Source organism: Arthrobacter sp. TJ-263 (assembly GCF_058269155.1).
Genome location: NZ_JBZCNE010000001.1, coordinates 839144 through 852478 on the forward strand (window position 1 = coordinate 839144; position 13335 = coordinate 852478).

At 72.3% G+C, this 13335-nt stretch carries 13 protein-coding genes and 1 tRNA gene; 5 read left to right on the top strand and 9 right to left on the bottom strand.

Annotated elements, in window-relative coordinates:
• Positions 1 to 7: 7 nt before the first annotated feature.
• A complete protein-coding gene (ilvD, locus tag AC4D2F_RS03950) occupies positions 8 to 1711 on the bottom strand; it encodes a dihydroxy-acid dehydratase (protein ID WP_490909558.1) in 1704 nt (567 codons plus the stop codon).
• 232 nt (positions 1712 to 1943) lie between these two features.
• Here ilvD and AC4D2F_RS03955 point away from each other — a divergent pair, with 232 nt between their 5' ends.
• Entirely contained in the window at positions 1944 to 2396 is a 453-nt protein-coding gene (locus AC4D2F_RS03955; RefSeq protein ID WP_104165534.1) for a hypothetical protein, read from the top strand.
• A gap of 52 nt (positions 2397 to 2448) precedes the next feature.
• Here AC4D2F_RS03955 and AC4D2F_RS03960 read toward each other — a convergent pair whose 3' ends face one another.
• Entirely contained in the window at positions 2449 to 3417 is a 969-nt protein-coding gene (locus tag AC4D2F_RS03960; protein WP_490909559.1) for a 2-hydroxyacid dehydrogenase, read from the bottom strand.
• A 152-nt stretch (positions 3418 to 3569) separates the two neighbouring features.
• On the opposite strand from AC4D2F_RS03960, the gene AC4D2F_RS03965 reads away from it, so the two are divergent.
• The 3 genes from AC4D2F_RS03965 to AC4D2F_RS03975 all read left to right on the top strand — a co-directional run bounded on the left by AC4D2F_RS03965 (position 3570) and on the right by AC4D2F_RS03975 (position 5031).
• A tRNA-Lys gene (locus AC4D2F_RS03965) sits at positions 3570 to 3642 on the top strand.
• Between the two features lie 109 nt (positions 3643 to 3751).
• Positions 3752 to 4462 carry a hypothetical protein gene (locus AC4D2F_RS03970; RefSeq protein ID WP_490909560.1) on the top strand — a complete coding sequence of 237 codons (711 nt, stop codon included), beginning with the start codon at positions 3752 to 3754 and terminating at the stop codon, positions 4460 to 4462.
• A gap of 98 nt (positions 4463 to 4560) precedes the next feature.
• Positions 4561 to 5031, top strand: coding sequence for a VOC family protein (locus AC4D2F_RS03975; RefSeq protein ID WP_104165539.1), 471 nt, complete (start codon positions 4561 to 4563; stop codon positions 5029 to 5031).
• Between the two features lie 71 nt (positions 5032 to 5102).
• Here AC4D2F_RS03975 and AC4D2F_RS03980 read toward each other — a convergent pair whose 3' ends face one another.
• The 4 genes from AC4D2F_RS03980 to AC4D2F_RS03995 all read right to left on the bottom strand — a co-directional run bounded on the left by AC4D2F_RS03980 (position 5103) and on the right by AC4D2F_RS03995 (position 9185).
• Positions 5103 to 5291: a DUF2795 domain-containing protein gene (locus tag AC4D2F_RS03980; protein ID WP_490909561.1), complete on the bottom strand. Its 189-nt coding sequence runs from the start codon at positions 5289 to 5291 to the stop codon at positions 5103 to 5105.
• A gap of 68 nt (positions 5292 to 5359) precedes the next feature.
• Complete coding sequence (locus AC4D2F_RS03985) at positions 5360 to 6220, bottom strand: glycosyltransferase family 2 protein (protein WP_490909562.1); 861 nt, start codon at positions 6218 to 6220, stop codon at positions 5360 to 5362.
• Complete coding sequence (locus tag AC4D2F_RS03990) at positions 6217 to 7776, bottom strand: PfkB family carbohydrate kinase (protein WP_490909563.1); 1560 nt, start codon at positions 7774 to 7776, stop codon at positions 6217 to 6219. Before AC4D2F_RS03990 ends, AC4D2F_RS03985 begins: the two co-directional genes overlap by 4 nt.
• The gene (locus tag AC4D2F_RS03995) at positions 7776 to 9185 is read right to left on the bottom strand and encodes an aldehyde dehydrogenase family protein (protein ID WP_490909564.1); all 1410 of its coding nucleotides are present in this window, start codon (positions 9183 to 9185) and stop codon (positions 7776 to 7778) included. Before AC4D2F_RS03995 ends, AC4D2F_RS03990 begins: the two co-directional genes overlap by 1 nt.
• Before the next feature lie 223 nt (positions 9186 to 9408).
• Between AC4D2F_RS03995 and AC4D2F_RS04000 the strand changes: the two genes are divergently transcribed.
• Positions 9409 to 10560, top strand: coding sequence for a glycosyltransferase family 9 protein (locus AC4D2F_RS04000; RefSeq protein WP_490909565.1), 1152 nt, complete (start codon positions 9409 to 9411; stop codon positions 10558 to 10560).
• On the opposite strand, the gene AC4D2F_RS04005 is transcribed toward AC4D2F_RS04000, so the two are convergent.
• The 3 genes from AC4D2F_RS04005 to AC4D2F_RS04015 form a co-directional block, all read right to left on the bottom strand.
• Positions 10526 to 11236 carry an SDR family oxidoreductase gene (locus AC4D2F_RS04005; protein WP_490910518.1) on the bottom strand — a complete coding sequence of 237 codons (711 nt, stop codon included), beginning with the start codon at positions 11234 to 11236 and terminating at the stop codon, positions 10526 to 10528. The two genes, AC4D2F_RS04000 and AC4D2F_RS04005, sit on opposite strands and share 35 nt — an antisense overlap.
• A gap of 89 nt (positions 11237 to 11325) precedes the next feature.
• Complete coding sequence (locus AC4D2F_RS04010) at positions 11326 to 12693, bottom strand: PfkB family carbohydrate kinase (RefSeq protein WP_490909566.1); 1368 nt, start codon at positions 12691 to 12693, stop codon at positions 11326 to 11328.
• Complete coding sequence (locus tag AC4D2F_RS04015; protein ID WP_490910519.1) at positions 12690 to 13313, bottom strand: D-sedoheptulose-7-phosphate isomerase; 624 nt, start codon at positions 13311 to 13313, stop codon at positions 12690 to 12692. Before AC4D2F_RS04015 ends, AC4D2F_RS04010 begins: the two co-directional genes overlap by 4 nt.
• Positions 13314 to 13335 lie beyond the last annotated feature (22 nt).

Here is a 13335-nt window from a genome sequence, read left to right on the forward strand (position 1 = left end):
TGGGGCCTCAGCCGCAGTAGGCCCCTTCGGAGGCCGAGTGGACGAGCTTGGCGTACTTCGCCAGGACGCCCTTGGTGTAGCGGGCGGGAAGGGGCTCCCAGCCGATCCTGCGCTCCTCGAGCTCGGCGTCGTCGACCAGGAGGTCGAAGCTCTTCGCGGCTATGTCCACGCGGATGCGGTCGCCGTCGCGCACGAAGGCGATGGGTCCGCCGTCCACGGCCTCCGGCGCCACGTGCCCGATGCAGAGGCCCGTGGTGCCGCCGGAGAAGCGGCCGTCGGTCAGCAGCAGCACGTCCTTGCCCAGGCCGGCGCCCTTGATCGCGCCGGTGATGGCGAGCATCTCCCGCATGCCGGGGCCGCCCTTCGGGCCTTCGTAGCGGATGACGACGACGTCCCCTGCGTGGATCTGCCCGGCGTCGAGCGCGTCCAGGGCGCCCTGCTCGCGCTCGAACACGCGTGCCGTTCCCTCGAAGATGTCGGCGTCGAACCCGGCGCTCTTCACCACGGCGCCCTCAGGGGCCATGGACCCGTGCAGGATGGTGATACCGCCGGTCTTGTGCAGCGGGTTGTCGAGGGCCCGGAGGATCTTGCCGTCGAGATCCGGCGGATCGATGTCCGCGAGATTCTCCGCGAGCGTCTTGCCGGTAACGGTGAGGCAGTCGCCGTGCAGCAGTCCGGCGTCGAGCAGTGCCTTCATGATCACGGGGACGCCGCCCACCTTGTCGACGTCGAACATGACGTAGCGGCCGAACGGCTTGAGGTCGCCGAGGTGCGGGATCGTGTCGCCGATCCGGCTGAAGTCGTCGAGGCTCAGGTCCACCTCGGCCTCGCGGGCGATCGCCAGGAGGTGCAGGACGGCGTTCGTGGAGCCGCCGAAGGCCATGGTGACGGCGATGGCGTTCTCGAAGGCCTTCTTGGTCATGATGTCGCGCGCCGTGATGCCGAGGCGCAGGAGGTTGACGACAGCCTCGCCGGACTTCTGAGCGAATGCGTCGCGTCGGCGATCGACGGAGGGAGGGGCAGCGGACCCGGGCAGTGACATTCCGAGGGCCTCGCCGATGCAGGCCATGGTGTTGGCGGTGTACATACCGCCGCACGCGCCTTCCCCGGGACAGACAGCGCGTTCGATGCTGTCGAGGTCCTTCAGGCTCATCGTGCCTGCTGCACAGGCTCCCACGGCCTCGAAGGCGTCGATCAGGGTGACTTCCTTCTCGGTGCCGTCCTCGAGCTTGGCGAAGCCCGGCATGATGGTGCCCGCGTAGAGGAACACGGAGGCGAGGTCGAGGCGGGCGGCCGCCATGAGCATGCCCGGCAGGGACTTGTCGCAGCCGGCAAGGAGCACGGACCCGTCGATGCGCTCGGCCTGCATGACGGTCTCGACCGAGTCCGCGATGACCTCCCGGGAGACGAGGGAGAAGTGCATGCCCTCGTGTCCCATGGAGATGCCGTCGGAGACGGAGATGGTGCCGAACTGCATGGGGAACCCGCCCGCGGAGTGGACGCCTTCCTTGGCACCCTGGGCCAGACGGTTCAGGGAGAGATTGCAGGGGGTGATCTCGTTCCAGGAACTCGCGACGCCGACCTGCGGTTTCGCGAAGTCGTCGTCGCCCATGCCCACCGCTCGAAGCATCCCGCGTGAGGGGGCCGCGTGGATGCCGTCGGTGACGATGCGGCTTCTTGGCTTGATGTCTGGGGTTGTGTCCGCGCTCATAGGGGAGAGTCTAGGCCCGCGTCGCGGGCAGGTTTCGCCATGTGACCGGCCTGTTACAGCCGTCCGCGGGCCCGGTAGCGGCGGGCCCGCACGTGCGCGCCGTGCCTCGTCCGGCAGGCGTCCGCTCCGGTACAGTGTGGACTTCGCGGGCGAATCGACAGCCCGCCGGGCGCACCGCGAGCAGTCCCGTGAGGGGCCGAGTCCGACAGCCTCCTACCGCAATGGCCGTGATATGACCCCCGATGAGCCCTCCTCCAGCCGACCGCTCGACGGCGGGCAGGGCCTGAAGAACGCCCTGCGCCGGGTCTTCGACTCGCAGATCCCCAACTACGGCGATTACAACCTCGTGTTCGCGGTGCAGGCCGCCGCGCCCGGCGCCCGGACGGCCTACGTCGTGGGGTACCGGTGGAAGCCGGCCGAACTGATGATCGCCCCGGTGGACCTCGCCGGCATCACGGGCGCCGGCGTACCCGTCGAGGTCAACATGACCAACCTGGCGCACGCGCTGCAGTGGGACGAGGACGGCAGCTTCGAGGTGGGGACCAGCACCGGTCGGATCTTCCGGTTCGGCGTGACGGCGGCTCCCGTGCTCGACGTCGGCCCCGGCACGGCCCTGCTCCTCGCCCAGCACGACGACGTGACGGACTTCACATCCTTCATGGCGGCCTTCATCAGCATGGCCTGAGCGCCTGCCGGCACGCCGCAGGGCGGCAGGCCCGTCCTGTCCGTCAGGGGCGTCAGCTCCAGGGCCCGCGCCGCACGAGGTTGGCCGGTTCCGCACCCCGGCCGAGCAGCTCGACCTGCCGGCGGAGCAGCGCGAGGATCCGGGGCGGGAAGGCCCCGGTGTTGCCGCCGACGTGCGGGGTGATGATCACCCCCGGCGCGCTCCACAGCGGGTGCCCCGCGGGCAGCGGTTCCGGGTCGACGACGTCGAGCGCCGCCCGTAGCCGGCCCGCCAGCACCTCACGGGTCAGCGCCGCGGTGTCGACGACGGCGCCGCGGGCGACGTTGACGACGAGTGCGCCGTCGGGCAGGGCCGCGAGCACCTCCGCCCCGATCAGCCCGCGTGTGGCGTCCGTGAGCGGCGTGATCACGATGACGACGTCGTGCTCCGGTGCGAGCCGGACGAGTTCGTCGCTGCCGTGGACGTGGCCCAGGGCGTCGTCGCGCGCCGAACTGCCGACGCGCGTGACGATCGCCTCGAACGTCTCGAGCCTCCGGCGGATCTCCTCGCCGATCCCGCCGACGCCCACCAGCAGGACCCGCCGGTCCGCGAGGCCCGGGTAGCGTGCGCTGTGCCAGCGACCCTCGGCCTGCTGCCGCACGGCGTCGTCGATCCCGCGCAACGACGCGAGGGCGAGGCCGACGGCGAGTTCGGCCGTGGCCGCCGCATGGACGCCGGCAGCCGTGGCGATGGCGACGCCGGGGCCGACGAGGTCCGCCACGCCGTCGTAGCCCGTGGACTGTGTCTGCACGATCTTGAGGTTCGGGGCGGCGTCGAGCGCCCCGTCGAGGTGCGCGCGGCCCGTGTACGGGAGGACGACGGCGTCGAGGTCGGCCGGGTCGCAGCCCTCGGGCGGCGTGTGGAAGTCCCAGAGCACGACGTCGACGCCCGGCGAGACGCCGGACAGGGCGTCCCGCAGATCGGCGGACGGGACGCTGAGGATGCGGACGGTAGGGGGCGCCGTGGCGGCGGGGGTCGTCATGGCGCCAGCCTAGCGCCGCCCCGGCGCCGGGATCCGCCGGACCCTCCGGTGCGGCATCGATCCCCCGGTTTCAGGTTTCGGGCAAAGTGCTGGTAGAGTTTCATGCTGTTGCGGATGACCCGGACGGCATGAGGAAGCCGGGAAAACGCCACGCACCTCTAGCTCAATTGGCAGAGCAATTGACTCTTAATCAATGGGTTTCGGGTTCAAGTCCCGAGGGGTGCACATCGAAGCCCCGCCCTTCAGGTCTCGCCGCCTGGAGGGCGGGGTTTCGTTTCTTTAAGCGGCTCCCTCGTCCTCGTGGGGCAGCAACGGCCGGGCCTACGATGGACGCGTGAACGATATCCTCTCCTTCGCCGGGAGCTACTGGTGGCTGGTGTTCCCGCTCTCGGGTGTCTTCGCCATCTGGGGCAAGTCCTTCTCCGAGGCGACGGAGCGGCGGCACCAGCGCAAGATGGAGCTGTACCGGTTGAAGCATCCCGCCGGCCTTCCGGCGCCGCTCGAGGCCCCGACGCCCGCGGCGAGGAAGGCCGTCCCGACGAAGACCCAGGGCGACCACGTACGGCGCATGCACGACGAGGTCGACCGCAAGTGGCTGGCCTACGAACTCGATGCCGCGAAGCTCATCGACTACCCGATGATGACCGATGTCCGCGAGCCGCTCACCGTGGCGTTCCTCCGGGCCAAGCGGGAGGCGGACTCGCTGCGGCCGGAGGACCCCGCCTCGATGACGCCCGAGGACCTCGCGGCGTACCGTTCCGCCGTCACCTCCTACGACGTCGCCTTCCAGATCGCCGAGACCGAGGCCCGGCGGGTCCGTGCCAGTGGATTCACCGCCGAGGAGCGGCAGCGGCTGGAGACGGCGCGCCGGCTCGTGACCGTGGCCATCGACGACGCCGCCACGGCGGCGGAGCGTCAGACCGCCTACCGCCGCGCCCGCCGTGAGCTCGACGGCCTGATCGTGCTGCCGGACGCCACGGTCAGCTCACTGGAGGAGAAGGTCGCCGGGGCGATCGGCCAGCGGCCGGAGCCCCCACCGCCCTGAGGTCCGTGGGGCCCTTCCCGGTTCCGCTCCCGGGGACGATAATCGGTCCGTCCAGCACAAGGGAGTGGCCGGCGAGCCACCCGACGAGAGGCGACCTCATGGCAGCGACGATCAACACGTATCTCAGCTTCAAGGACACGGCGAGGGAGGCCATGGCCTTCTACCAGTCCGTGTTCGGCGGCGAGCTCACCAGCAGCACCTTCGCGGACTACCAGGTGAGCGAGGATCCGGGAGAGCAGGACAAGATCATGCACTCCATGCTCACCACCCCGTCGGGGCAGGTCCTGATGGCGGCCGACACCCCCAACAGCATGGAATACACCGCTCCCGCCGGACACTCGCTGTCGATCAGCGGCGACGACGAGCAGGAGCTCCGCGGCTACTGGGACGCCCTCGCGGGCAGCGGCACCGAGGTGATGCCCCTCGCGCCGTCGCCCTGGGGCGACAGCTTCGGCATGTGCGTGGACCGCTTCGGGATCAGCTGGATGGTGAACATCGCCGGGGCGTCCGGGAACGACGGCGCGCAGGCGGCGGGCCAGGGATCGGCACGGGAGACGGTACAGGGCTAGCCCCGTGAATCGGCCCGCATAGGCACGCCCGGCGGCGGTGCCCCCGCAGGGACACCGCCGTCGGATCCGGCCTACCTGGACGCTTCCTTGTTCACGTCCGTCGGCGAGTCGTACTCGCGGTCGGGCAGGTTCCCGAGGGTGTCGAGGACCGTGTCATCGGTCCCCTTGTCTTTCGCGTGCTTCACGAGGTCGTCCTTGGACGCCGGGTAGTCCATGCCGCCCAGGGCCTTCTGGATGTCGATCGGGCTCGGATCTGCCATGTGGTGCTCCTTCGGTTCGGGTGTATCCGGTCGGGTTTCTGGTGGTGCCTGCCGGTGCCGAAGCACCGTCACTGGTCCAGGATCTCCTGGGCAGCGTCTGTGTCACGGTGGACCACCGTGGTGGGGGCCTCCAGGTGCACGGCCCCGGAGGGGATGATGCCGGCGCCGCCGTAGCGCTCCATGACGCGCCACTGGGCGGCCACGTCCTCCCCTGCGTGCTCGGACGGCAATCGGTCCCAGAAGTCGAATCCGCCGCAGTCCAGGAGGGCCCGGCGGTCGAAGAGCACGCAGCCGCCCACCCACGCGACACGGTAGAGCCGCCACTGGCCGGGCGGGATGGCGAGCTCGGCGGCGGCGTGGGCCAGGTTGGCCGCGTTGTGCAGCGGCCAGCGGTCGAAGCCGTCGGTCCCCGGGCGGACGCGTTCGGGCTGCACCTCGTTGTCCGGCCAGAGGACGAGCTCGCCCCGCTCGTGCGGCCGGGGGTCGTCGAGGTAGGACAGGCCCTGCACCGCGGAGCCCACGAACCCGCACCCGGCGGCCCGCAGCGCCCGGTTCATGCGGTCCAGCGCTCCGGGCTCGAGCCAGATGTCGTTGTCCAGGAAGAGGACGGACGGGGCCTCGGCCAGTCCCAGCAGGTAGCTCCGGTGCTCGGCGAGTCCCCGGCGCGGCAGATGGCGTTCCAGCCGGACCGGCCGGCCCTGCGCCTCGAGGACCCGCACCATCGCGCGGACGGCCGGCTGGTCGAGGGCGGCGGCCCCCTCGGTCTGGTCGCTGAGGATGACGCGGAACGCCGGCCCCGCCTGCGCGGCGAGGCCCGCGAGCGTCACCGCGAGTTCCGCGGGACGCCCGAACGAGGGGATCAGCACGTCCACCTCGGGCTCCTCCCCCGGAGGCTTCAGTGCCCACTCCCCCGACCACTGCGACGTCACGGCGCCTCACCCGCCGAGGGCGTGGCGCGGATCCGGCGGACCACCTCCGCGGTGGAGCGTTCGGGGACGTAGTCGAGGATGCTGACGCGTCCGCCGCAGGCCTCCACGGCGGGCGCTTCCTCCAGCATCTGCGCGGTGTAATCACCGCCCTTGGCGTAGACGTCGGGCTTCAGCAGTTCGATCAGCGGGACGAGGGTGTCCGTCGCGAAGACCGTGACGTAATCGACGCAGCTGAGGGAGGCGATGACGCCCGCGCGGTCGGCGATCGGGTTGATGGGCCGGTCCGGGCCCTTGAGCCGGCGCACGCCGTCGTCGTCGTTCAGGGCGACCACGAGGACGTCCCCGAGCTGCTTCGCCTGGTTGAGGTAGCGCGTGTGTCCGCGGTGGAGCACGTCGAAGCAGCCGTTCGTGAGGACGATCCGCTTGCCCGCGGCGCGGTCCGCCTCCACCTTCCGCAGCAGCTCGTCCGTCGCGAGGGCGGTGTCCGCGAACTGCTGCAGGTGGCCCGTCAGGTCCGCCGTCGTGCACACGGACGTGCCGGGACGGTGGACGACGACGTCCGCCGCGGCCTGCGCGAGGTCCAGGCTCGTCGTGAGGGGCAGTCCGGCGGCGCGGGCTGCCGTGAGGCTCGCCACGAACGTGTCCCCCGCACCGGAGGCCTGCCGCTCGGTGGCGGGCTTGGCATACGTGCGGTGCTCCTCGCCGTCCGGCCCGAGCAGGACCGTGCCGTCGCGGTCCAGCGTCACGACGACGTTCACCGCGTTGGTCGCCGAGAGCAGTTCGCTGCGGCGCGCTGCGACGGCGGCGGCGCGATCGGTCCGGGTATCCAGGCGCATGCCGAGGACCTGGGCGGTCTCCTGCGCGTTCGGGGTGACGATGTCCGGGTGCAGGGCGGACCACGCCGCGGTGTCGTGGGCGTCGACCACGACCACCGCACCGGGATCGAGGGTCGCGCGGCGCGCCAGGGCGGCACGGACCTCCCCGTCGAGCGCCCCGGAGCCGTAGTCGCAGACGATGATCGCGTCGGCGCCCGTCACGGCGTCGGGGATCCGCGCGGCCAGGGCGGCGATCGAGGCCGGAGGCAGCCCGTCAGAGGTGTCATCGAGCCGCAGCATCACCTGGTCCCCGGCGAGGATGCGGTACTTGGTGGTGGTGGAGACGCGCGGGTCCTGAACGAGGTCGGTGGTGTCCACGCCCGCGTCCGCCAGGATGTCGCGCAGGCGGTGGCCGGCGTCGTCGTCCCCGATCAGCCCGCACATCCGCACGCGGGCGCCGAGCGCCGCGAGGTTCACGGCCGTGTTCGCCGCACCCCCGGCGGCGTACTCGCGGCGCGCGATGTCGACCACCGGGGCGGGTGCCTCCCGGCAGAAGCGCTCGATGGTGCCGCTCCACCAGCCGTCCAGCATCGCGTCCCCGACCACGGTGACGGACGGTGCGCGATCGGCGATGGCAGCGGGCACCCAGGCCGCGAGCCCACGCACCTGCGCCAGATCCGCCGTGCCGTCCCGATCCGTGGGCGCGGCGTCGGCGGGGTGGCGCTGCAGGGCGTCGTCCATCAGCCCTCCTGCGGTGGAGCGCTGATGTGCACGACCTTCACGAGGGAGAACTCGTCCAGCAGTTCGGGGCCGTAGCCGAATCCCGCCCCGCTGATGCCGCGGGGCTGCGCGGAACCGCCCGGAGCGCCCCCGAACACCGCGTTGACCTTGACGGTGCCGACGGCGAGCCCGGCGATGGCCCGCTGGGCGTGGGCGATGCTCCCGGTCAGGACGGACGCGGCGAGCCCGTACGGGCCGGCGGCAGCGAGGCGCAGGGCGTCGTCGAAGCTGTCGACGACGGTCACCGGCGCCACCGGGCCGAAGGTCTCCTCCGTCATGACGGTCATGGTCCCGGTGCACTCCGAGAGCACCGTCGCCGGGTAGTGGGCACCCGGCCCGTCGGGTACGGCGCCGCCCTCGAGGCACACGGCGCCCTGCTCGAGGGCCTCGCCGACCTGCCCCTCGACGACGTCCCGCATGCGGCGGTCCACAAGCGGGGGGAAGGACCCGCTCGCATTCCGGCTGCGGGCCTCGGCGGCGAGGGCGGCCAGGAACGGCTCCGCGATCGGCCTGCACACGTAGATCCGTTCCACCGAGGTGCAGATCTGCCCGGCGTTGGCGAAGGCGCCGAGTGCCGCCTGGCCGGCCGCCCACACCGGGTCGACGTCGGCGTCGACGATCAGGGGGTCGTTGCCGCCGTTCTCACGGATGACGTGGGCGTCGGTGAGGACCGCTGCGCGGGCGATCCTGGCGCCGGTGTCACTGGAGCCCACGTGCGCCACCACGTCGACATCCGTCTCCGTGGTGAGCTGCTGCCCCACCGCGGCGCCACCCGTCAGGGTGACGAGGACGCCGTCCGGGAACGCCGGCTGGAGCAACCGGCCGAGGAGCTCGCCCACGTGCGGGCAGCGTTCGCTGGGCTTGTGGATCACCGTGTTGCCCGTGACGAGCGCCGCCCCGATCAGGCCGGCCGCCACCGCCACGGGGTCGTTCCAGGGTGTCAGGAGGACCGCGACGCCCCGCGGCTCGGCCACCGTGTAGTCGGTGGCCGTGACGGCCCCGCGCAGGCTGAGCCCGCGGTGGACGGGACCAAGTTCCGCGTACTGCTCGAGCGTGGAGATGGCCGCCTCGACGCCACCGAGCGCGTCCTCGGGCGGCTTGCCCGTCTCCCGGGTGTTGAGGTCGGCCAGTTCCCGGGCGCCGTCGCGCAGCGCCGCGGCCGCCCGCCGCAGGGCGGAGCCGCGCTCCGCCGGGCTCGTGGCCGCCCACTCCGGCTGCACGGACCGGGACAGGGCGACGGCGAGCGAGACCTGCTCCCGCACGGCGCAGGGCAGGGTGCCCACCGCGCTGCCGTCCCGGGGATCGACGATGGTGATGGACTCGTCGCCGAGCACGTCGGGCATCGTGGGTGGCTGGGAGTTGATGGGCATGGTGCTCCTCGAGGTCGAAGGCCGTAACGGCTGATCTACTCGTCCCGTACCCGGCTCCTGCGCGTTCACACAGGCGGAGGGCCGCTTTCTCTCCTCCGTCCCGCAGCCATCAGCACGCTTAGCATATGGTGGCAGGAGGAGTGGGACCGGCCTTTTCCTTCGACGGGAAACAGCTGGACAGCGGTGGGTCGCAGGACTCTGCAGACGGACGGAGAGGACATCCATGCGGGACGGCACGACGGCGGATTTCGGCGGGCGGCAGGACACGGCGCGGGCGGTGGGCCCCGTGCTCGAACCGTTCCGGGACATCCGGCGGATCGCCGTCCTGCGCGGGGGCGGGCTCGGGGACCTCATGTTCGCGATGCCGGCGATCTCCGCCCTGGGTGCCCGCTACCCCGACGCCGCGATCACCCTGCTCGGCATGCCCGGCCACGCAGCCCTGCTCCAGGGCAGGCCGGGACCGGTGTCCTCGGTCGTGGAGCTGCCCGTCGCCCCCGGTGTCCGCCCCGGGGACGAGGACCCGGGAGCGGTGGACGCCTTCTTCGACGGGGTTCGGGGGTCCTTCGACCTCGCCATCCAGCTGCACGGTGGCGGCCGCAACTCGAACCCGTTCCTCCTGCGGCTGGAGGCCCGCCACACGGTCGGCACCCGCACGCCGGACGCCGTGGCGCTGGAACGCACCATCCCCTACGTCTACTACCAGCACGAGGTGTTCCGTGCCCTCGAGGTCGTGGGGCTGGCCGGGGCCTCACCCCTCGGCCTGGAACCGCGGGTGACGGTCCTCCCGGAGGAGGTGGACCGGGCGGCGCAGCTGACCGGCGCGGGCGCCGTCGTCGCCCTGCATCCCGGCGCCACGGATCCGCGCCGCCGGTGGCCGCCGTCGTCGTTCGCGGAGGTCGCGGTGCGCGCGGCCGCAGACGGCTGCGAGGTGGTGGTGGTCGGGGACGCGACGGACGTGCCGGCGGCGGAGGAGATCGTCCGCCTGGCGCTCGCGCAGGATCCGGCGGCGGACGTCCGGTCGCTCGCGGGGCAGCTCTCGCTCGGTGAGCTGGCCGGCATGCTCCACCGCAGCGCCGTCCTGGTCGGCAACGACAGCGGGCCCCGGCACCTGGCACAGGCCGTCGGGACGCCCACGGTCGGCGTGTACTGGCTCGGCAACGTGATCAACGCGGGGGCCATCGGGCGGACCCTGCACCGCGTGCACTTCTCCTGGATGACCCATTGCCCGGTGTGCGGCGTGGACATCACCCAGGTGGGCTGGACGGCGGAACGCTGCGAGCACGATGACTCGATCGTCGCCACCGTCCAGCCCGGAGCCGTCTACGCGGACGTCGCCGAACTCAGGGCCACGAGCCTTCTTCTGCGTGGGCGATGACCATCTCGCGGATCTCGCAGCTCCTGGGCTGTGAGAGCGCGAAGAGGATCGCCTCGGCGACGCGCTCGGGATCGTTCAGGCGGGAGTCGTCCTGCGGCTTGTACTGCTCGTCGCGGTCGTCGAAGAAGCGCGTCTTCATGCCGCCGGGGATGATCGTCGTGACACCGATCTGCCCGGCGGTCTCCGCGGCGAGGGCCTGGGAGAAGCCCATGACCCCGAACTTCGAGGCGCAGTAGGCCGTCGCGTCGCCCACGGCCTTGATGCCGAGGGTCGAGGCGATGGTGACCACGCGGCCGTGGGTCTTCTTGAGGTACGGCAGGGCGGCGCGGGCGGTGGATGCCGTCCCCATCAGGTTCACGCCGATCACCTTCTCCCACTGGTCGGCGGGCACGGTGTCGAGCGCACCGCACCGGTCGATCCCGGCGGCGGTGACGACGGCGTCGAGCCCGTCCATCATCTCCGCGGCCTGACGGACCGCGGCCTCGACGGCCTCGCGGTCCGCGACGTCGACCTCGAAGGCCTTGACGCCGGTGACGCGGCTGATGTCGCGGTCCAGCACCACGGGGGTGCCGCCGGCGGCGAGGACGCCCTGGACGATGGCCGCGCCGAGGCCGGAGCCTCCGCCGGTCACCAGGACGCGCCCCGGGTTGAAGCCGTTGCCGGTCGTGGTGGTCATGGTGTTCCCGGTCATGGTGTTCTCGGTCATGTGCGTTCCTTTCGTAGCGTGCATGGGGCCGGCCGGACGGGCCGGAAGATCTGTGTGGGTCAGCCGACGCGGGCGAGTGCGGCTGCCAGGGTGGTGGTGGAGCGTGCGGGGATGTAGGGGACGGTGACGGTCCTGCCGCCCCAGCTGCTCACGAGTGCGGCCTCGGGGAGGTCCTCGGCGGCGTAGTCACCGCCCTTGACCCAGATGTCGGGCTGCAGGCGGGAGATGGCGTTCTCCGGCGTCGACTCGGAGAACACCAGGACGGCGTCCACGCACCCGAGGGCCGAGAGCAGCTCCGCCCTGTCCTCCTGCTTGATGATGGGACGGCTCTCCCCCTTGAGCCCGCGCACCGATTCGTCCGAGTTGAGGCAGACGATCAGGCAGTCGCCGAGCTGCCGTGCCGCGGCGAGGGTCCGCGCGTGCCCGGCATGCAGCAGGTCGAAGCATCCGCCGGTCGCGACGACGGTCCCCCCGGCCTCACGCGTCCGCCGTGCGACGGTCAGGGCGTCGAGCCCGTCGACCGGCAGATGCTGCGGCGCGTCCTCGCGCTGCCGGCCCAGCGCGCCGACACCCCCGGAGGCGAGGAAGTGCGCGGCGGCCTCGGTCGCCTGCTGGGCGGCCGCGTCGATCGGCGACCCCGCGGCGAGCCCGACGGCGAGCGCCGAGGCGAAGCGGTCACCGGCCCCGCAGGGATCGGGTGCGCTGACCCGGGGCGCGGGCACCACCTGCGGCAGGAGGCCCGCCGCGGCGACGAGGGCCCCGTGGTCGCCCATGGTGACGAGCACGGCCCTGCTCCCCCACGCGGCCAGCAGGACGTCGGCGGCTGCTGCCGCGGCCTGCGTTCCCGACCCCTGGACGTCGGCGAAGCGCAGGGCCTCCCCGAGGTTCGGCGTCACCGCGGCCACACCCGGGACCGGCAGGGCGCCGGCGGGATGGGGATCCCACACCACCGGGATCGTCCGGGCGAGCGTCCCGAGGCGCGCGCGCAGGTCCTCGTTGGCGAGCAGGCCGCGGCCGTAGTCCGCCGCGATGATCGCATCGGCCCCGTCGAGGGCGGCCAGCATCTCGTCCGTGGACCCCGGCACGGGAGGCGTCGCGCAGCCCTCGTCGAACCGGACGACCGCCTGGCCCGAGGCCCGGACCCTCGTCTTGACGGGGGTGGGCGCGCCGGAGGGGCCCGCGACGAGGGTCACGCCGTCGAGCTCGGCCCGCAGGAGTCCCGATGCCTCGTCGTCCGACAGGACGGTGACCAGGACGGCGTCGTGTCCGTCGGCGTGCAGCATGCGGGCCACGAGGCCCGCGCCGCCGGCGCGGCGCTGGACGTCGTCGACGTCGACGACGGGCACGGGCGCGTCCGGCGACAGCCGTCCGGCCCCGCCGGAGAGGTCCGTGTCGAGGAGGACGTCCCCGACCACCACGATCCTCATCGCTGCTCCTCCCGACGGCGGCGGTGCACCTCGGCGTCGAAGGCCCGGCAGATCGCGTGCAGCGCGATGAGGTGGCCCTCCTGGGCGTTGGCCGACTGCGCGTCCACCGCGACGAAGTCGTCGACGCACTCGGTGAGCGGGTTGGGTCCCGCCCCGGTGAGCGCCCAGGTGGTGATGCCCGCCGAACGGGCGGCCTCGACGGCGCGCAGCAGGTTGGGGCTCCTGCCGCTCGTGCTCAGGAGCACCAGGATGTCCCCCGCCCGGCCGTGGGCACTCACCTGACGGGCGTACAGGTGGTCGAACCCGTAGTCGTTGGCGATCGCCGTGACCGCGGAACTCTCCGCATGGAGGGAGATCGCCGAGAACGGCTCGCGCTCGCCGTCGAACCGGCCGACGAGTTCCGCCGTCAGGTGCTGGGCCTCTGCGGCGGAACCGCCGTTGCCGGCCGCGAGCAGCCGCCGGCCGGCCAGGAGCCGGTCCGCCATCTCCACGCCCCAGCCGGCCAGGGTGCCGGCGTTGAGCGCGAGGGATTCGAGGGCCGGTGTGACCGCCCGGAGGTGGTCCAGGACGAGTCGCCGCGAGTCCTCCTGCACGGTGCCCGGGACGAGGTTCGGACGGATGTCGGACTGGATGTCCGTGAGA